This window comes from Actinomyces sp. HMT 175 (assembly GCF_016694895.1).
GTDB lineage: Bacteria > Actinomycetota > Actinomycetes > Actinomycetales > Actinomycetaceae > Actinomyces > Actinomyces oris.
Map to the genome: position 1 here is coordinate 1,343,242 of NZ_CP068012.1, position 18,323 is coordinate 1,361,564.

Consider the following 18,323-nt stretch of genomic DNA (forward strand, 5'->3'; position numbering starts at 1 on the left):
GCCTGAACGGTGAGACAGATCCGCTCAGGCGGGGCGTACCCCCAGGTCCTCGACGCGCTCGGCCCCCGGCAGCGCCACCAGCAGTGCCCCGGGCACCAGGAGCTTGGAGTGGCGCACGCCCGAGCCGATGAGCACCGTGGCCCGCTCCGCCACAGCGCCGTCGATGAAGAGCCGCCAGTCCTCGGGCAGGCCGACCGGGGTGATCCCGCCGTACTCCATGCCACTCATCTCCACGGCCCGCTCCACCGGCAGGAACGAGGCCTTACGCACGTCAATGCGCTTCTTGACGACGTGGTTGACGTCGGCGAAGTCGGTGGCACGCACGACGCAGGCGGCGATGCGCTCCTGGCCGGTCCGCTTACCGGCCACAAGTACGCAGTTCCCGGTCGCCTCAGGATCCAGGTCGTAGTGAGCGTTGAGAGCGTCGGTGTCGGAGTGGGACGGATCAATGGGCACCACCTGCGCCTGACGGGCCAGGTCCGCGCCCTCGGGCGAGGCCGCCTCCAGCGCCCGCAGCGCGGCGGCCACGGGCTCGGCGAGTAGGTCAGTACGCTCCAGCGCCGGCTGCCAGCCGATCTCCGTGGCGAAGACCTCAGCCGGATCACGCAGCTCAGTCATTCCTTCTCATCCTTTCGACGACGTCGAGCGCCTCTCGATGCGCTCCACCAGACGGGTCCTGACCCCGGGCCACTGCTCCGGGGTGATGGCGAACATGGCCGTGTCGCGCGTGCGCCCCTCCTCACCGGGAGCCAGGGAGGGCTGCCAGGCGTGCAGGACCCCCTCGAAGGTCGCCCCCAGTGCCGCGATCGCGCCGCGAGCCACCTCATTGCGTGCGTCGGTCTTGATATCCACGCGGTCCACGCTCCAGTCCTCGAGGGCCTGCGTCAGCAGCAGGAGCTTGGCGGCCGGGTTGATGGCGGTGCCGCGAGCAGTGGGGGAGAGCCAGGAGGAGCCGACCTCGACGGCGAAGAGATGCCCGTCCGGCATCCACCGGGGCGTCAGGTAGGCGGTGTGCCCGACGACGCGGCCGGTGGCGACCTCCACCTGGGCGAAGGGCGCGTAGGTACCCGTGTCCCGGCGGGCCAGGCTATGGGCCACGTAGTCCTCGACCGTCTCCGGCGTCGGCACCGTGGCGAAGGGGCTGGTCGCGGCCCCCTCGGCGGCCAGCTGCAGCCCCGGCACGTGCTCCGGCGTCAGCGGCTCCAGCCGCACGATGTTGCCGGCCAGCGCGCCGCAGGTCAGAATGGGGGAGGTGGTATGCGACTCAGTGGTGCTCATGCTGCCGATCATGGCATCCGTGGCGCAGTCGCCGCCCAGACGCCTCAGCATGTGGTCTCATTGTCCCTGTGCTTTACGTCATCTTCGAATCTTGACTACACGTCAAGTGTTGCGAACTGTATTTTGATACGTAAAATATCTTATATAAAGGTGCGAGTATTTGCCGGCATGATGACGGGATGGAATCACGGCCGGCAGTCGGTGCAGTCGTGTTGGGTGATCTGCTCTTGCTGATTTAAAGCATGCAATTGATGCATTCATTTTATTCTTTGGTGACTGTAGGCTGAGAGAGTGGTTGACGTTATCTATCGTGATCCTTTGGGGGTGGAGGAGCTCTATGGTATTACTTGATGGAGATTTGCTGCTGCGTGCCTCTCACCTGGTTCGCTCCTTCGGGAGAAAGGGTAAAACCTTCGTCGCCGTGGAGGATGTGTCTCTGGACGTCGGGGCGGGGCAGGTCCATGGTCTGCTGGGGCCCAACGGTGCCGGTAAGACGACGACGGTGCGGATGTGCGCCACGCTGCTGGCTCCGACGTCGGGTGAGGTCTGGGTCGATGGCATCGATGCGGTGCGCCATCCGGAGCGGGCCAGGTCCCGGCTGGGCCTGGTCCTGGGCGGTGAACTGGGGTTCTACCCGCGGGCTACGGCACGCGACAACCTGCTGTTCTTCGCCGATATTCAGGGCGTTGACGTCCGACGGCGACACGGCGCGGTCATGGACGCCCTGGAGCGTGTGGGGCTGGTCGAGGCGGCGTCCCGCAAGGCGGGCGAGCTGTCTCGAGGGATGCGGCAGCGTCTGCACCTGGCCCGGGCGCTGCTCGGGTCGCCGGCTCTTCTGCTGCTGGATGAGCCCACCACCGGCTTGGATCCGGACGTGGCGCTGCAGGTACGCGATCTGGTGCGTGAGCTGGCGCAGCGGGGAACGGGGGTGCTATTGACCTCGCACTCGATGCCGGAGGTTGAGGAGCTGGCCGACGTCATCTCGGTGATCGGGGCGGGCCGGATCGTCGTGCGCGGCGGCGTGGGGGACGTGTCCGCCTTGGCCGGGGTGAGTGCCACCACGACTTTCACGTTACCGGCCCGCCACGGGGGTGCCGTCGAGGCACTTCGCAGTGGTCTGGGTTCGCCGGCGACGGTGAAGCAGCGCGCCTCCTCGGCCCGGTGGGCCGTGACGGTCTACTGGGCTTCCGAGGCTGCCGGCACTACCGACGCTGACAAGCGGGTTCGCCAGGTCCTGGCCGAAGCCGGCGTGGGAGCGCCGTCGGACCTGCTGACGCGGCCGGTCTCCTTGGAGGAGGCCTACCTGGCCCTGGCCGACAGGCTCGCCCGATGAGGCGTCAGGTGAGGATGACGGTCTTTCACGTCCGTCAGTTCGTGTCGGTTCCCTACTTCATTCAGCTCATGGTCATGACCACGATATCCACCACGCTGGTGCAGTTCCTGGCGGCCTCGGCCTGGGGCGGGATCACCCCGACGCAGGGCTGGGTGCGCGGGGGCGTCGTGGGGATGTGGACGACGACGACCTGCGCGGCGGGGATCATTGGATTCGAGCGGTACAAGGGCACGCTGGTCCATCTGGTCATGGCTCCGGTGGGGGCGCTTAGGTCGTTGGCGGCCGTGGTGTGCGCGGCGGCGGCCTTCGGTCTGGTCGCCTTCCCGGTGGCGTGGTGCACGTGGGCGCTGCTGTCGACGTCAGTCTCCTTCACGGGGCCGGGGTGGGAGGTCTGGGTGCGCCTGACCGCAGGGGCCCTCATGCTGCTGGTCGGCTGTCTTGCCCTGAGTCTGGTCATCGCGGCGCTGTTCGTGCTCACCCCCAACGCGATCCAGTACGAGGGGCTGCTGCTGGTGCCGGTGCTCGTGGTCTCAGGCATCGTGTTCACCTCGACGACGCCGCCTGCCTGGCTGGCTGTGGTGAGTCGGTTCCTGCCGTTGTCGGTACCCTTCGAGCTGCTGCTGGGCCGGGCGACGTCGGCAGTGGTGCTGTGCGCTTGGCTGGTGTGCACGGCCGCGTGGCTGGGGCTTGCTGCCTTCCTCGGCCGGCGGGCGCTGCGTCTGGCGACACGGACCGGCACCCTGGAGGTGGTCTGATGCGCTCCCGGGCTCTGGCCTTCGCCTACCGGTTCTCCTCAGGGGTGCGTGTCTCGTGGGCCTCGTCGACGGCCTTCGCGACCCTGGGCACGGCCGTGGTCACGTTGCTGGTGCTGCCGCTGCTGGACGTGCTCTTCGATGTCCTCATGGGCTCGGACCTCTCCGCGCCTGACCTGGTGCGCACCGGATACGCAGCGGCCCTGGTGGCACTGGCCGTCTCGGTGGCCTCCGGAGTGGTGGGGACCGTGGCCACGGACCGGATGCTGGGCGTCTTCCAGGAGGTCCATACCCGCAGGCGCCTCGACGTCGCCTACTGGCTGTCCGTCGCCGTCGTGCCGGCGCTCCTGGCCGCCTCGACCGCCATCGTAGCGATCGGCGTCGTCTTCGCGCTCTCACCGCTGCACGACGTTGGAGCGCTGGGGCGTGTCATCACACTGGCAGCGCCGACCATCGTGTGCGGGCTGCTCATGGGGATCATGGCCGCCGGTGTCGGAGTCAACCTGCCCGATCCCTATCTGGGTGCCACGATCATCGCCACGTTCCTGCCGCTGCTGACCGGCGTCATCGTACCGCTCGAGCAGTGCCCTACCTGGTTGCAGGCTCTGGCCCACCTGGTTCCGGTCAGCGGCACCGTGACGGTCCTGGACGCACCGGCAGCTGCCGTCCCGGCCCTGCTAGGTCGCGACCTCGCGGTCGCCGCCGTATGGGCCGGGATCGGGCTGGCCGTCACCCGTCGCGCCGTCACTCGACTCCGTCAGGGCCAACGCACCGACACCATCTGAGTCTGAGGAGGAGGTCTGCCTCAGCATGTGGTCTCATTGTCCCCGTGCTGCACGTCATCTTCTTTGAGCCGCGCATCCCGGGCAACACCGGGGCGGCGATCCGCCTGAGCGCCAACACCGGCTCCATGCTCCACCTCGTGGACCCCCTGTTTGACATGGACGACGCCAAGCTGCGCCGCGCCGGCCTGGACTACCACGACCTGGCCAACACGCGCGTCCACGCCACCTGGCAGGAGTGCCTCGAGCAGATCCCCGGACGCATCTACGCCTTCACCTCCCACACCGAGCGCCTCTACACCCAGGTTGACTGGCGCAGTGACGACGCCCTCCTGTTCGGCCCCGAGCCCACCGGTCTGCCCCAGGAGATCCTCGACCACCCGCGGGTGAGCGCCCACCTGCGCATCCCCATGGTGGAGGGCAACCGCTCCCTCAACCTGGCCAACTCCGCCGCCATCGGCCTGTACGAGGCCTGGCGGTCCCTGGGCTTCGCCGGAGGGGCCTGAGCCCGCGCCTGAGCCGCGCCTTGTCAGAGCATGCCGGCGGGGCGGATCGCCAGATCCTCCACCACCGCGTCCATCGGGGTGTTGACGGCCAGGCGAACGGCCGCTGCCACCGACTGCGGTGCCATATGGTCCGCAGCCCGGTAGGCGGGGGTGGCCATGATCCCCTCGGTGCGCAGGCGCGCCGCATTGAAGGCGTGCATACGCTCCTGCATGGGAGTGTCCACCCGGCCCGGGTAGATCGAGGTCACCCGCACCTTGCCGGCCTCCTCCTGGCGCAGCGTGTCAGCCAGGGACTTCAGCCCCGCCTTGGAGGCGGAGTAGAGGGCGTTGCCCGACCGAGGACTCACCCCGGCGCCGGAGTTGATGAACACCGTCAGCCCGCGCGCCTCCCGCAGCGCCGGCAGCAGCAGGCTCGTCAGGTAGGCCGTCGCCACCAGGTTGAGGTTGAGAACCGCCCGCCAACGCGTGGGCGTGATCTTGTCAACAGCGCCCGGTGCCTCCATGCCGGCGCTGTGCACCAGCACGTCGAGGCTCTCGATGTCGATCCGGCTGACCAGCCTGGCCAGGGCCGTGTCATCGGTCAGGTCGACCGGGCAGATGAGAACCGCCGTCTGAGACTCCTCCTCCAGCGCGAGCGCCAGCTCCTCCAGGTCATTGACCGAGCGGGCCAGCAGGATGAGGTTGTGGTCCCGGGCCAGGTCCCTGGCCACAGCCAGTCCGATCCCGGAGGTCGCCCCGGTGATGAGGGCGATGGGGCGGCGCTGGTGGCGGCCGGAACCGGCGCGCGTGAAACCATGAGCAGGGGTGAAGGGGACGGACTCCCCCTGACGACGACGCCGGCCCGCCTTGGAGGACGAGGCGTCGACCTGGGCGATCTGCGGGCTCACTGGCCGTCCCTGAGGAAGGCGGCGACCCCGGGCTCCCCGGGTACGGAGTAGGTGGCGGTGAGCGTGGCCCGAGCGATGCAGTGCGGCGCCAGGGTGAAGGCCGCCATGGCGGGACTGGCGTCGTCATCCAGGCCCAGCGTGTCCACGTCCAGGGCGGAGACGGTGAAGACGTAGCGGTGGTCGCCGTCGCCCGCCGGCGGGTAGGGACCGAACCAGGCGTGGTCGCCGGAGTCCCCGGCCAGGTGGAAGGCGGCGCCGTCGAGCTGAAGGTCGCTGGCCCCCGCACCCCGCTCCAGCGAGGTGACCGAGGCGTCCAGGTCCACGATGGTCCAGTGCCACCAGCCCGACATGGTCGGAGCGTCCGGGTCGAAGCAGGACACGACGAAGGACTGCGTCTGCTCGGGGAAGCCCGACCAGCTCAGGGCCGGGGAGACGTTGTCATGGATGCCGGTGAAGATGTCCGGGACCCGCCCCTGCTCGGTCAGGTCCGCAGAGGTCAGGGTGAAGGAGGGGACTGAGGGCAGAAAGCCGGTAGGGGCCGGCGGGCGGGGGCGAGTGAGGTCGGCTGTCATAGGTGTACCTCCAGGCAGGTGACGGGTAGGGAAGGTGGCCTTCCATGAGGGCACAGCCCCAACTGTAGACGCCCTTGCGCAGACCCGTCCCTGTGGATCTCCTGTGGGGGGACCTCCGTGGGCTCGTCGCGCCCTGAGACCCCCCTTGTTGCCTACGCCCCCGATTGATGTCGCAGCGCAGCGCTATCCTGAAACCCACCCATCGAACATACGTACAGAGGGGGGTGTCATGGGAACCTCGACCACGCGCGCGCCTGCGGAGGCTCAGAACCGCCTCGACCGGGCCCGCCTCGCCCTGAGGCTGGCCGAGGAACGTACCGGACTGCGTGACTCAGCAGCCCTGACGGTGCAGCGCGCCCTGTCCTCGGCGTCAACCAGCGCCCTGCTGAGCGCATCAGCCGACTCGTCTCAGGCCGGCTCCTCCGCATTCCCCGCACCTCCTGCGGCGCTCTCGGCATGTCAGGACTCCGGCGTCCTCACCCTCCACGGCTCCGCCACCCTCCTCCTGGCCGCCCTCGCCCTACGTCAGGGCGCCACCGGCTGGTGCGGCGTCATCGGGGGAGACGAGCTGGGCTGGTGCGCAGCCACTGAGGTCGGCCTCGACCTCAACCGGGTCCTCACCGTTCCAGCCCCCCTCCTCGACGACGCCTCCATCCTGACGGTCACCTCCACCCTGCTCGATGGCGTCGACACCCTCCTCATCGGCGCTACCATCGCCGAAGGCCTGCGCCCCCAGCACCGCAGACGCCTGCTGTCCCGAGCGCGCGAACGCGGCCACCTCATCCTGACCCCCGCCCGTTGGGAAGGCGCCCGCATCCTCCGAGCCGACGCCCTGGCCCCCGACACTGGAACCAGGAACACGCCTCCCGCCCAGGCCCCGGTGGAGGCCCCCGCACAGCCCTCCGCCGACGGCGTCGTCATCCCCATCGGGCGAGGAGCCTCACCCGCCCCAGTGCGAGCCATCGAGATGCCGGCCGGATACCTGCGACGCCTCACCTGGACCCTGGCCGACCCTCAGCGCCCACGGCTCGCCCCCACCGAAGAGCTCACGCTCTCACTGTCCGCCGAAGGGCTGCGCACAGGCTCCCGCAACGCCGCCGACACCGCCGACCCGGCCCCCCACCCGCAGGAGGTGGCCGGATGAACCCGCCACAACCGCCCTCGCCGCCCGGCCCACCCGCCTCCAGATTCGTGGCCATCTGGGTCCCCGACTGGCCCGTCGTCGCCCTCACCATGGAGGCCCGCCAACAGCATCGACACCCCCGAGCACTCCAAGGAGCCCCCCGCCTGCCGGACCCGGCCACCGAACCCGTCGCCGTCGTCGGCGCTCGCGGAGTCCTCGCCGCCTCAGCCCCGGCCCGCCGCGCCGGCATCACCACCGGCATGCGACTGCGCACCGCCCGCTCCCTGTGCCCCGAGCTCACCGTCCTGCCTCCCCAGGAGGAGCGCCAGGCCCGCGCCTTCGAAACCGTCATGGAGGCCCTTACCTCCCTCCTGGCGGACCCCATGGTGGCCCGCCCCGGACTGGCCCTGTCCCACGTCAGAGGTCCCGCCGCCTGGATCGGCGGAGAAGAACCCCTCGCCTCAGCACTCGTGGAGACCGTCACCCAGGAGGCCGACGTCGAGTGCCAGGTCGGCATCGCCGACTCCCTGCCCGGAGCCGTCCTGGCCGCCCGCCAAGGAATCATCGTCGAACCGGGACGAACCCCGGAGTTCCTCGCCCCCTGGCCCCTGGACGCACTCCTGACCTGCCTGCCCCTCAGCCGCCTGAGGCGCGACGCCCGCCCCCTGCTGGAGAGCTTCTCCCGACTCGGCCTGCGCACCTTGGCGGACCTGGCTGCCCTGCCCCGAAAAGACGTCACCGCCCGCTTCGGTCCCCTGGGGAGCAGGCTCCACCACCTGGCCGCCGGCACCCACCACGAGGTCCCCGCCATGCCCCGGCCGGCCCAGGACATCACCGTCACCTCCGACCTCGACCCTCCCGTCGAACGCGCCGACACCGCAGCCTTCGCCGCCCGCCACCTCGCCGAGAACCTGGCGGCCCGCCTGCTGTCCGCAGGCCTTTCCGTCGGACGCCTCTGCGTTGCCGCCCGCTGCGAGGACGGCACCGACCTGTCCCGAAGCTGGATGCTGGAGGACACCCCCACCCCCGCCGAGCTCACCGACCGCGTGCGCTGGCAGCTCGAGGGATGGCTCTCCGGACGCTCCGGGCGCCCACCCTCCTCCGGTCTGACCCACCTGAGCCTGACCGCCCTCGAGCTGAGCCCCGCCACGACCTCCCAGACGGGACTGTGGCAAGCGCCGGGCCACCAGGCCCAGTCACGCGCTCGCCGCGCTGCCGAACGCGTGGAGTCACTCCTGGGGGCCGGAAGCATCCAGGTTCCCAGGGTTGTTCCCGGGCGCGACCCGCGCTCGCGGGTTCGTCTCATCCCCTGGGGTGAGAACGAAGGCGTAGGGGAGTCCACGGATGATGAGATGGCGCCCTGGAGCGGCGCTCTGCCTGAGCCCTCACCCTCCATCGTCCTGCCTCGACCGGTTCCCGCGCGCCTCACCGACATTGAGGGGAGAGAGCTCGGTGTCGACATCCACGGTCAGCTCGACGGTGTCCCCGGCTTTCTCAGTGTCGACGACGGCGTGGATGGAGTTGATGAGGGTGCTGTGGGGACTGTGCCCCAGATGGAGTCCGTGCTCCTGTGGGCCGGGCCTTGGCCGGTCGACGAGGGGTGGTGGACCTCCCAGGGGCCTTCACGACGCGCCTACCTCCAGGTGGTCACCGACGTCGGGCCGCCCCGCCTGCTGGTGCGATCAGGTAGGTGGTGGCTCGATGCCCTCTACTCCTGAGGAGCTGTCCGATGGCGTGGCCGCAAGGGATGGGGGCTGGCGCCGTCGTCCCTTCAGCCACAGGAGCGCCAGCGTCACCAGGCACAGCCAGGCCAGCCCCAGGGACCAGCCGGCCAGCACGTCGGTCATCCAGTGATAGCCCAGGTAGACACGGGATGCCCCCACCAGCAGGGTCGACCCCGCCGCCGCCATGATCGCCAAGGTCCGGTACAGGGTCACCGCAGTGGATGTCAGAACCATTCCCGCCAGCATGCCGGCGAAGACGGCCGTGTTGAAGGAGTGCCCCGAGGGGAAGGAGGTGGTCGAGGCGGGCTCGCCTAGAAGGGTGTCGGTTGAGGGGCGTGCACGCCTGAAGAACTCTTTGAGCGCCACCGTCAGCAGGCTGGAGCCGATCATCGTGAGGCTCAGGACCAGTGCGCGCACGTGGTGGCCCCTCATGAAGAGGAGGACGGCACAGATCGCGGTCAGGATCGTCAGCCCCACGGTGGAACCCAGGGCGGTGAACACCTGCATGATGACGGTCAAGGCAGGGTGACGCTCATCCACGGCCCAGGTGGTGACGCTCTGGTCATGAGGCGCCAGCCCCGTCCCGGAGCTCGTGGTCAGAGCCAGCCAGGAGAACAGCGACAGCGTGATGATGGCGGTCGCGGCCAACGTGCCGGCCTGCCTGGTGCGCCAGGTGTGAGGCAGGTGGTCGAGTGAGAGCATGAGGGGGAGGTTATCCGGGCTGGTCTGGATGAGGCTATGCGTGCGCCATGGAGTGGCTGAGCGGCGTCGTCACGTCTTGCCCGCGCCCGGGGCGCTCGGCGGGTAGCATCCGGCCCGAGTGATTCGATCCGGCTCAGGAGGACCCGCGTGGCCAAGCTCTACTTCCGCTACGGCGCCATGAACTCCGGTAAGTCCACAGGGCTGCTCCAGACCGCCTACAACTACGAGGAGCGCGATCAGCGCGTCCTGCTCCTCAAGGCGGTGGTCGACACCAAGGGCGAGGACTCAGTGGTCTCCCGGCTCGGGGTGTCGCGCCGCGTTGACCTCCTCGTCGACGCCGACGACGACCTGCGCGCCCTGGTGCACCAGCGGGCCCTGAGCGGTGCGCGGCCCGTCCGCGACGAGGACGGCGTCCCGCGAGAGGCGGCGACCTTGCGTGAGGTTCTTGACTGCGTGCTCATCGACGAGGCTCAGTTCCTCACGGCCCTTCAGGTAGACCAGCTCATGGAGATCGCGCTGATCGACGACGTGCCCGTCCTGGCCTACGGGATCCGCACCGACTTCCGCACAGTCAGCTTTCCCGGGTCGCGCAGGCTGCTGGAGATCGCCCACTCCTTGGAGGAGCTCAAGACCATCTGCCGCTGTGGGCGCAAGGCCATCTTCAATGCCCGCAAGGTGGGGGAGTCCTTCGTCTTCGACGGCGATCAGGTGGCCATCGACTCCGGGGACGTCACGTACGAGTCGTTGTGCGGTCAGTGCTACCTCGCCGCCGGTGGGAGGCTTCCCGACCGGTGAGCCTCGCTCCGGGACTGAGCTTGTGTTGGCGGGAGTACAAGGCTGACCGAGGGTGATGGGGAGCGAGGAGACGGCCTTCGTTCCGAGATGATCCTTGTATTCTGGGTATTACAAGCATTATCGTGAAACTGTGAATGTCTCCTACGCACTCATCGCAGACATCATCCGCTCGCGCGAGCTCCCTGATCGCAGGCGTGCTCAGCGCGTCATTCACGAGACTCTGGATCGGGCCGCTGAAGGTCTGGCGCTGACGCAGCGCCCGTACGCCACGGTCGGCGACGAGCTGCAGGCAGTCTCGGCGACCCTTGCCGACGCTCTCGCTCTCACCATGCGTACACACCTTCTTCTGCCTGATGAGTTGGGCCTGCGCTTCGGAATCGGAGTCGGAGCGATCTCCGAGATTGAGGGGGCGGCGGGAAGCGGTGCAGACGGTGCGTCAGGGCGTCCGATCCAGGACGGCTCGGCGTGGTGGGCCGCACGCGAAGCCATCGAGAAGGCTCATCATCTCCAGGATGCGGGGAGGCCCTTCATTCGCACCTGGCTGCGCATCCATCCGGATGCGGTCGCTGGATCTGGAGAGGGGGAGAGTGAACGCGAGGTGGTCGTCAACTCCGTCCTCGTCCTGCGTGACCAGACGATATTCCGCTTTCAGCCCCGTCAGTGTCGCATCATGGCCGGACTTCTCATGGGGGTGACCCAGGTTGAGATCGCCCGCCAGGAGAAGGTGAGTCAGCAGGCCGTCTCTGAATTCGCTCGCAGTGCCGGTTCCTCATTGCTGGAGGTTCAAAAGCTTCTCGACGGGTTGAGTGGGGGAGGTGAAGGAGAGTGACGGCCCTCCTCGTTCTTCTGTTTGCCGTCGCTTCCGTGGTTGGCGGTTCTGGCTGGGTGAGTGGGGGATTGTCCCGGATGTCCGCCGGGGTGAGATTCCTGGTGGGAGTGTCTGCAGTCCTTGCTCTTGGCGTCCTGGTCGGGTGGCCCGTTCTTCATCTTGGGGTAGGGGGTGTCGTCGTCAGCGTCCTGGTAGCCACTGCATGGTTGTGCTGTGGCCTGGTCTCGCAGGCCCAGTGGGAGAAGTCGCTGAGGATCCGTCAGTGGGTGCGAGTGGGGCGGGGCGCCTCCGAGAACGGTACGGATCGGCTGGAACCGCTCATTCGCCTTGCCTGCGCGAGTCTGTTGCTCCTCGCCGTGGCGCTCTGCGTCGTCGCGTCGCAGCCGCTTGGGTCTCGGGCTGCCAAGATGAGCGCCGTCGTCGGAGTCGTTGTCCTCCTGACTGTTCCCGCTAATCGAGTCGTCGCCGACATTCTTGCTGTTGCGCGCCACTCCATGCAGGGGAATGGGGAAGTTGTTGCTGCAGGTTGCGAGCCCTCGCAGGAGAGCGGAAAGCAGGATGAGATGGAGGGATCGATGCGCGGCGGTCGCTGGATAGGTCCGCTTGAGCGAATCCTCATTCTCCTGCTCGCCTCCGTTGAGGCGCCCGCTGCTATTGCCGCAATTGTTGCTGCCAAGGGCGTGATTCGATTTCCCGAGATCAGCCAGGATAGAGCGGGGCAGAAGGCTGAGGAGTTCCTCATCGGCTCCTTCGCCTCCTGGATCCTGGCGGTCTTGGGTGCCGTGACCATTCACCTCGCCTGAGCCGCGTCACGTCGGGGAGGAGGTGGGGGTGGATGGGTGGATTCGGGTCGGTCGTTTCGGGTGAGCGAGTTCGGGTAGGCGGGTTTGGGCCGGCCTGAACCGGACGCCTTGAACCCGCATCCCTGAACTAGTCCACCCGGACCTGCTCACCCGAACCTATGTCCCCGCACCCAGCCCTCTCGAACCTGTGTCCCTGAACTAGCCCACCCGGACCGGACGTCCCGGACCGGCTTACCCAAACCGGTTGGCCGGTTCGGGTGGGTGGGTTTGGGGGGGGTGCTTCGGTTGGGTTGGTTCGGGGTGTGGGTGTGAGGCCCGGCCGTGAGGGCCGTCCGGTCTCTGTGTGCCTCCGGATAAGAAGGTTGACGCCCTGGGTTTTCGTTGCTGTGCCGGTGATTCTGGGTGGCTGCTTCAGCGTGCAGGGTGCGGAGGATCGGGCTATACTGTACATATGTTCGAAGGTGGTGTGCTTCCTTGTGTCCCGGCCGGTGGTGCGGCCGGGGTGCTGGGTGCGCCTGGCGGGAACGCGTCGGCGGAGGCCGTGACCTGCCCTGAGAGTGTGGCGGGCCTGCTGGGGTCCTTGGCCGCTGGCGGAGCGCTGGCCGGTGTGGTGGAGGGGTTGCTGGCCCGGCTGCTGGTCACCGCCCAGGACCACGACGACGACAGCGACGGTGGCGGCGATGGAAGTGGTGACGGTGAGCGTTGCGCTGCTGATGGTGATGCGGCGCCGGCCCTGCTCACCGGCGAGTCGGGTGCTGACGCGACGTTGGTGGCTGCCGCTGAGGGACACAGGGTCGTGTCTCTGGAGGAGGCTGGTGCTACTGGGTTGCTTGGTCTGGGGGCGCGGGGTCTGGGGGAGCTGGCGGCGGCGTGTCGCCGGCTGGTGGCGTGGGCGTCGTGGGGTGAGTCCCTGGCGGCTGCGTGCCTGACCGGGTGCGCCGAGTTGTCGACTCATCCGGGTCAGTGGGGTCCGGATGGTCGGGTCTCGTCGGTGGTGGGGTTCGAGGAGCGGCGGTTCAACGCCACCTGCCTGCTATCGGCCCGCCTGGGGGTATCCCGGAGCCGGGCCGGGCAGATCGTGGATCACGGCAGCACTCTGATGGACATGGGGTTCGGCCCCACTGAGGCTATGGAGCGGTGCGGGGTGCTGGATGCAGCCAAGGCGTCCTTGGTGACTCGCCGCCTGGGAGACGTGCCGGCTCCGGTGGCGCTGGCCGTTCAGGAGCGGGTGCTGCCTCAGGCTCCTAGGCGCAGCGTGTCCCAGGTGGGACGCGACATCGAGCGGGCCCTGATGGAGGTCGACCCCGCCGGGCATGCTGAGCGGGTGCGGCTCAATGTCTCCCGGCGGTGCGTGTCGCGCCCCAGGCCGGTCGGTGAAGGCGTGTCCCAGATTCGCCTGGTGCTGCCCACGATGGACGCGCTGCTGCTGGACGCGACCCTGGACGCGATCGCCGCCAGCGCGCGGGCCTGCGGTGAGCAGCGCACCCCAGCCCAGCTGCGGGCCGACGCACTCGGCGCGATGGCCCTGTCCACACTACGCACCAGCCAGCAGACCGCCTTCACCCAGCCTTCCCCAAAGGAAGCCGAGCATGACGGCGAAGCCCAGGCCGAGGCCAACCTCTCCGGGCCGGCTACCCAGGTACGGCTGCTGCCTGACGGGGTGCCTCTGGAAGGGCTCCTGGGGGCCTTGAGCTCTCTGGTGGGCTCAGCCAGCCCGTGGTGGACCCCCTCAGGCACCGGACACCTCCCCCTCCCAGAGGGCATCCACATCGATGTTCAGGTCACCGTCCCCCTGACCAGCCTGGCTGGTCTGGCACCACCAGAAGACCCCACCGGCAGAGGTGACCCCGGAGGCGGCGAGTGCTTCGAGGGGCCCCGCCATCCGAACTCCGGCAGAGCCTCCCCAGACCAGAACCCCACCGTCACAACCGACCTCAACGGTGCAGCATCCCAGGACAACGGGTGGAGTCTGCCCGGCTCCAGTGGGAGGAGTCTGCCTGTACCCGACCCGGCTACTCCCGCCTTCTCGTGCTCGGCTGCTCACGACTCCTCGCCTGCCGCGTCGTTGTCCACTGCTCTCATCGCCCAGCCGGCCGCCTCGCCGACTGAGGTCGGGGAGGTGCGCATCGGGGCGCGCAGTGTGGCGGTGCCGGCCCTGACCGCCTGGGCCCTGGCCGCCGGCGGGACCTGGAGGCGCCTGGTCACCGACCCAGCAAGCGGAGTCGTGATCGACGTGGGACGCACCAGGTACCGTCCCCCGGCCGGTCTGGCCGACCTGGTACGCGCCCGCGACCGAGCCTGCGTCTTCCCCACCTGCCAGACCCCCGCCGAGCGGTGCGACATCGACCACCTCACCGCCTGGAGCCAGGGCGGGACCACCAGCCTGGACAACCTCGCCACCCTGTGCGAGGCCCACCACCGCCTCAAGCACACCCCCGGATGGGCCCTCACCCGAGACCAGGCCAGCGGGATCCTGTCCTGGCACACCCCCGACAAGACCGTCTACCAGCGCCACCCCAACGGCACCATCACCCGCCTGCCCCGCAAGACCGGACCCCACCAGCACCACGTCCCCGGCACCGTCGTACCAGCCGACCTGAGCAAGCAGATCGGCCCCGACCTCATCGACCGACTCAACACCGCCCTCAACCACACCCAGCCCAGCAACGGCGGTGCCCGGCTGGTCACCCGAGGCCCCCGCCCCGGCGAAAAGGCCGGAGACTACGAGCCCACCCCCTACCCAAGGGCCGCCCACACCCTCGGGCTGGCACCCCTCATCGACCAAGTCCCGCCCTTCTAACGCTCCAGGTGCCACCCATAGTCATGACCGGCCGACACCGCTATGCCGAGCTCCACGCCCACTCCGCCTACTCCTTCCTCGACGGGGCCAACGAGCCCGATGAGCTGGCCTCGGCTGCCGTTGAGCTCGGTCTGGAGGCCCTCGCCCTGACCGATCACGACGGCGTCCCCGGCATCGTCAAGCACGCCCAAGCAGGCCGTACCCACGGCCTGCTCACCATTCACGGCACCGAACTCACCCTTGCTGACGGCTCCCACCTGCCCGTTCTGGCTCGCAACCCCACCGGCTACCGCCGCCTGGTGTCCGCCATCTCCCGGCACAACCTGGACGCAGGGCAACGTCAAGAACCAGCCCACGACCTGCCCACACTCGCCTCGGCTCTCCGCTCCGAGTCCACCGGCCAGACCGAGGCGGCGGCGGGGACCTGCCTCGTCCTCACCGGTACCACCAACGGCCCTTTGCGTCGGGCCCTGGGGGATCCACGTCGACCCGACACCTGGGATCTGAAGGCGGCAGACACCTGCTTGGGACACCTGACCGAGCTCTTCGCCGCGCCTGACCGAGGCCGTCCCTTCGGTGCCGGCCCCACGACCGCCGCTCACCGGCAGGTTGAAGGGGACGCCGCAATCGGCCTGGCCGTTGAGCTTACTCTGGACGGAGGCCCCACCGACGCCGCCCTCACCGACGCCCTGACCCGGCTGGCCCACGACCACCGGCTGCCCCTCGTGGCCACCGGTGCAGTGCGCTGCGCCCGCCCGGCCGACGCTCGTCTCGCCGACGTGCTCACCTCCACCCGCCTGGTCACCGACCTGGAAGGCGCCCGCGGTCACCTGACCCCCATTGGCCGCTGGCTGCGAGGGGCCCAGGACATGGCGCTGCTCCACCGGCGCAGTCCCGGAGCCGTCGACCTGGCTGCCGACCTCGCCGCAGACCTCGCCTTCGACCTGTCCCTCATCGCCCCCGACCTCCCCGACGCCGATGTCCCGGAGGGCCACACACCTGCCAGCTGGTTGCGTGAGCTCACCCGCCAAGGCGCCACCCGCCGCTACGGCACCCCGCAGGAGCACCCCCGGGCCTGGGAGGTGCTCAACCACGAGCTCGAGGTCATCGAGTCCCTGGGATTCCCCGGCTACTTCCTCATCGTGCACGCCATCGTCGAGTTCTGCGCACAGTCGGGAATCCTGTGCCAGGGGAGAGGCTCGGCGGCCAACTCCGCAGTCTGCTACGCCCTGGGCATCACAGCCGTCGACGCCGTCAGGCACCAGATGCTCTTCGAGCGCTTCCTGTCCCCGGGGCGAGCCGGCTACCCCGACATCGACCTCGACATCGAGGCCTGCCGCCGCGAAGAGGTCATCCAACACGTCTACTCCCGCTACGGCAGAGAACGTGCCGCCCAGGTCGCCAACGTCATCTCCTACCGCCCCCGATCCGCAGTCCGTGACGCCGCCCGGGCCCTCGGCCACCCCGCCGGAGTACAGGACGCCTGGGCCAAGCAGATGGAGCGGTGGACCTCAGTGCGCCCCGGAGGACTGACCGGGCAGAACGACGAGGTCCCCGAGCCGGTCCTCGACATCGCGGAGAAGCTGCTGAGACTGCCCCGCCACCTGGGGGTCCACCCCGGAGGCATGGTCCTGTGCGGCCGCCCCGTCACCGAGGTCTGCCCGGTGCGCTGGGCCGCCATGGACAACCGCTCGGTCCTCCAATGGGACAAGGACGACTGCGCCGAGGCCGGGCTGGTCAAGTTCGACCTCCTGGGCCTGGGAGCGCTCACCGCCCTGCGCCTGGCCTTCACCACGCTGGCACAACGGGGGCAGACCGTTCCCGACGCCGTGACGGAAGGAGAACTGCGCACCTCCCAGTCCGGCCGTCCCTGGGGGCTGCACACCCTGCCCGAAGAGGACCCGGCCGTCTACCGACTGCTCACGGCCGCGGACACGGTCGGAGTCTTCCAGGTCGAGTCGCGTGCCCAGATGGCCACCCTGCCCCGACTCCGGCCCCAGACCTTCTACGACATCGTCGTCGAGGTCGCCCTCATCCGCCCCGGCCCCATCCAGGGCGACGCCGTCAACCCCTACATCCGCCGCAGGCTGGGGCGCGAGGAGGTCACCTACCTGCATGACTCCCTCAAACCCGCCCTGACCAAGACCCTGGGAGTGCCGCTCTTCCAGGAGCAGCTCATGCAGATCGCCGTCGACGCCGCAGGCTTCAGCCCCGCCGAGGCCGACAGCCTGCGTCAGGCCATGGGAGCCAAACGATCCATCGAGCGCATGGACGCCCTCCGTGACAAGCTCATAGCCGGAATGAGGTCCCGGGGTATTGACGCGCCCACAGCGGAGACGATCTACAGCAAGTTGAGGTCGTTCGCCGAGTTCGGCTTCCCCGAGTCCCACGCCTTCTCCTTCGCCTACCTGGTCTACGCCTCAGCCTGGCTCAAGGCGCGCAAGCCCGAGGACTTCTACGCCGGGGTCCTGGCAGCCCAGCCCATGGGCTTCTGGTCCCCGCAGTCACTGGTCGCTGACGCTCGCCGCCACGGTGTGCGCGTCCTGCCTGCGGACGTCAACCGCTCACTGGCGCAGGCCACCGTCGAGCAGCGGGAGGACCACCAGGACGCCGGCCCGTCAGACCAGTGGGAGCCGCTGAGGCCCCATCCCGCTGCCCCGTCCTCCCTGGACGTCCACGATGATCTCGCGGTGCGCCTGGGCCTGGCCCCGATCAAGGGTCTGGGGGAGCGGGCCGCGCAGGCCATCGTCACCGAGCGCTGTGCTCACGGCCCCTACCAGGACCTGGCCGATCTTGCACGACGCGTGAGTCTGAGCCGCTCCCGCCTTGAGTCACTGGCCGTCTCAGGAGCCCTGGACAGTCTAGGCGTGGAGCGCCGTCAGGCCCTGTGGGCTGCCGGAGTCCTCTCCGATGAGCACGGCCGACGTCGTGGCGCCTCCCGTCAGGGGCCGGAAGTGTGGTGCCAGCCCACGCTTCCGGGAACCGCCGTCGGTTCCCAGGCCCCAACCTTGCCGACCATGACCGACCGCGAGCGCCAGGCCGCCGACCTGAGCCTGACCGGAGTGTCCACGCAGGGCTCGCCCCTGAGGCTGCTGCGACCCTCACTGGCCGCCGACGGTGTGCTCAGCGCAGCCGACCTGGCAGATCAGGAGCATGGGAGCCGGGTGCGCGTCGCCGGCGTCGTCACCCACCGGCAGCGCCCCCACACTGCTTCCGGCATGATCTTCCTCAACCTGGAGGACGAGACTGGTCTGCTCAACGTCGCCTGCCGAGCCGGTATGTGGCGCCGCTACCGGAGCATCGGCAGACGCGCCGTCGCTCTCATCGTGCGCGGCACCGTGGAGAAGGGCGACGGAGTCGTCGCGCTCATGGCCGATCGTCTCCAGGTCCTTCCCGGTGTCCCGGGCACCGGCAGCCGGGACTGGTGCTGACAGCGG

At 69.1% G+C, this 18,323-nt stretch carries 16 protein-coding genes; 11 read left to right on the top strand and 5 right to left on the bottom strand.

The window, feature by feature from the left end:
- Nucleotides 1–24: 24 nt before the first annotated feature.
- The gene (locus JJJ14_RS05755) at nt 25–618 is read right to left on the bottom strand and encodes a YbaK/EbsC family protein (protein ID WP_141110816.1); all 594 of its coding nucleotides are present in this window, start codon (nt 616–618) and stop codon (nt 25–27) included.
- A gap of 6 nt (nt 619–624) precedes the next feature.
- Nucleotides 625–1,278 (bottom strand): GNAT family N-acetyltransferase, encoded by a 654-nt coding sequence (locus tag JJJ14_RS05760; RefSeq protein ID WP_201444937.1) that lies wholly within the window; start codon nt 1,276–1,278, stop codon nt 625–627.
- 337 nt (nt 1,279–1,615) lie between these two features.
- Here JJJ14_RS05760 and JJJ14_RS05765 point away from each other — a divergent pair, with 337 nt between their 5' ends.
- The 4 genes from JJJ14_RS05765 to JJJ14_RS05780 are packed head-to-tail and all read left to right on the top strand — an operon-like array spanning nt 1,616 to nt 4,651.
- Nucleotides 1,616–2,611 (top strand): ABC transporter ATP-binding protein, encoded by a 996-nt coding sequence (locus JJJ14_RS05765; protein WP_201444938.1) that lies wholly within the window; start codon nt 1,616–1,618, stop codon nt 2,609–2,611.
- A 14-nt stretch (nt 2,612–2,625) separates the two neighbouring features.
- Nucleotides 2,626–3,366, top strand: a complete 741-nt coding sequence (locus JJJ14_RS05770) for an ABC transporter permease (protein WP_236592924.1) — start codon at nt 2,626–2,628, stop codon at nt 3,364–3,366.
- Entirely contained in the window at nt 3,366–4,148 is a 783-nt protein-coding gene (locus JJJ14_RS05775) for an ABC transporter permease (RefSeq protein WP_201444939.1), read from the top strand. The genes JJJ14_RS05770 and JJJ14_RS05775 overlap by 1 nt, the downstream gene beginning before the upstream one ends.
- A 44-nt stretch (nt 4,149–4,192) precedes the next feature.
- Nucleotides 4,193–4,651: a tRNA (cytidine(34)-2'-O)-methyltransferase gene (locus tag JJJ14_RS05780; RefSeq protein WP_201444940.1), complete on the top strand. Its 459-nt coding sequence runs from the start codon at nt 4,193–4,195 to the stop codon at nt 4,649–4,651.
- A 23-nt stretch (nt 4,652–4,674) separates the two neighbouring features.
- Here JJJ14_RS05780 and JJJ14_RS05785 read toward each other — a convergent pair whose 3' ends face one another.
- Entirely contained in the window at nt 4,675–5,538 is an 864-nt protein-coding gene (locus tag JJJ14_RS05785) for an SDR family oxidoreductase (protein ID WP_201444941.1), read from the bottom strand.
- The gene (locus JJJ14_RS05790) at nt 5,535–6,110 is read right to left on the bottom strand and encodes a YbhB/YbcL family Raf kinase inhibitor-like protein (RefSeq protein WP_201444942.1); all 576 of its coding nucleotides are present in this window, start codon (nt 6,108–6,110) and stop codon (nt 5,535–5,537) included. The genes JJJ14_RS05785 and JJJ14_RS05790 overlap by 4 nt, the downstream gene beginning before the upstream one ends.
- 229 nt (nt 6,111–6,339) lie before the next feature.
- Here JJJ14_RS05790 and JJJ14_RS05795 point away from each other — a divergent pair, with 229 nt between their 5' ends.
- Both JJJ14_RS05795 and JJJ14_RS05800 read left to right on the top strand, forming a co-directional pair.
- A complete protein-coding gene (locus tag JJJ14_RS05795; RefSeq protein ID WP_201444943.1) occupies nt 6,340–7,254 on the top strand; it encodes a hypothetical protein in 915 nt (304 codons plus the stop codon).
- Nucleotides 7,251–8,951 carry a DNA polymerase Y family protein gene (locus JJJ14_RS05800; protein WP_101558258.1) on the top strand — a complete coding sequence of 567 codons (1,701 nt, stop codon included), beginning with the start codon at nt 7,251–7,253 and terminating at the stop codon, nt 8,949–8,951. The genes JJJ14_RS05795 and JJJ14_RS05800 overlap by 4 nt, the downstream gene beginning before the upstream one ends.
- Here the strand turns inward: JJJ14_RS05800 and JJJ14_RS05805 are convergent.
- Nucleotides 8,916–9,659, bottom strand: coding sequence for a phosphatase PAP2 family protein (locus tag JJJ14_RS05805; RefSeq protein ID WP_201444944.1), 744 nt, complete (start codon nt 9,657–9,659; stop codon nt 8,916–8,918). The two genes, JJJ14_RS05800 and JJJ14_RS05805, sit on opposite strands and share 36 nt — an antisense overlap.
- A gap of 147 nt (nt 9,660–9,806) precedes the next feature.
- Here JJJ14_RS05805 and JJJ14_RS05810 point away from each other — a divergent pair, with 147 nt between their 5' ends.
- The 5 genes from JJJ14_RS05810 (at nt 9,807) to JJJ14_RS05830 (ending at nt 18,317) form a co-directional block, all read left to right on the top strand.
- A complete protein-coding gene (locus JJJ14_RS05810) occupies nt 9,807–10,454 on the top strand; it encodes a thymidine kinase (protein WP_201444945.1) in 648 nt (215 codons plus the stop codon).
- A gap of 130 nt (nt 10,455–10,584) precedes the next feature.
- Entirely contained in the window at nt 10,585–11,283 is a 699-nt protein-coding gene (locus JJJ14_RS05815; RefSeq protein ID WP_201445091.1) for a SatD family protein, read from the top strand.
- Nucleotides 11,280–12,086 carry a hypothetical protein gene (locus JJJ14_RS05820; protein WP_201444946.1) on the top strand — a complete coding sequence of 269 codons (807 nt, stop codon included), beginning with the start codon at nt 11,280–11,282 and terminating at the stop codon, nt 12,084–12,086. Before JJJ14_RS05815 ends, JJJ14_RS05820 begins: the two co-directional genes overlap by 4 nt.
- A gap of 451 nt (nt 12,087–12,537) precedes the next feature.
- A complete protein-coding gene (locus tag JJJ14_RS05825; protein WP_201444947.1) occupies nt 12,538–14,886 on the top strand; it encodes an HNH endonuclease signature motif containing protein in 2,349 nt (782 codons plus the stop codon).
- Nucleotides 14,887–14,909: 23 nt separating this feature from the next.
- On the top strand, nt 14,910–18,317 hold the full coding sequence (locus tag JJJ14_RS05830) for an error-prone DNA polymerase (RefSeq protein ID WP_201444948.1): 3,408 nt from the start codon (nt 14,910–14,912) through the stop codon (nt 18,315–18,317).
- Nucleotides 18,318–18,323 lie beyond the last annotated feature (6 nt).

Excerpts from the sequence above, each read along its gene's own strand:
- JJJ14_RS05830 (WP_201444948.1), top strand. The coding sequence starts at position 14,910 with ATGACCGGCCGACACCGCTATGCCGAGCTCCACGCCCACTCCGCCTAC.
- JJJ14_RS05800 (WP_101558258.1), top strand. The coding sequence starts at position 7,251 with ATGAACCCGCCACAACCGCCCTCGCCGCCCGGCCCACCCGCCTCCAGA.
- JJJ14_RS05795 (WP_201444943.1), top strand. The coding sequence starts at position 6,340 with ATGGGAACCTCGACCACGCGCGCGCCTGCGGAGGCTCAGAACCGCCTC.
- JJJ14_RS05755 (WP_141110816.1), bottom strand. The coding sequence starts at position 618 with ATGACTGAGCTGCGTGATCCGGCTGAGGTCTTCGCCACGGAGATCGGC.
- JJJ14_RS05790 (WP_201444942.1), bottom strand. The coding sequence starts at position 6,110 with ATGACAGCCGACCTCACTCGCCCCCGCCCGCCGGCCCCTACCGGCTTT.
- JJJ14_RS05825 (WP_201444947.1), top strand. The coding sequence starts at position 12,538 with ATGTTCGAAGGTGGTGTGCTTCCTTGTGTCCCGGCCGGTGGTGCGGCC.
- JJJ14_RS05775 (WP_201444939.1), top strand. The coding sequence starts at position 3,366 with ATGCGCTCCCGGGCTCTGGCCTTCGCCTACCGGTTCTCCTCAGGGGTG.
- JJJ14_RS05760 (WP_201444937.1), bottom strand. The coding sequence starts at position 1,278 with ATGAGCACCACTGAGTCGCATACCACCTCCCCCATTCTGACCTGCGGC.
- JJJ14_RS05770 (WP_236592924.1), top strand. The coding sequence starts at position 2,626 with ATGACGGTCTTTCACGTCCGTCAGTTCGTGTCGGTTCCCTACTTCATT.
- JJJ14_RS05805 (WP_201444944.1), bottom strand. The coding sequence starts at position 9,659 with ATGCTCTCACTCGACCACCTGCCTCACACCTGGCGCACCAGGCAGGCC.
- JJJ14_RS05765 (WP_201444938.1), top strand. The coding sequence starts at position 1,616 with ATGGTATTACTTGATGGAGATTTGCTGCTGCGTGCCTCTCACCTGGTT.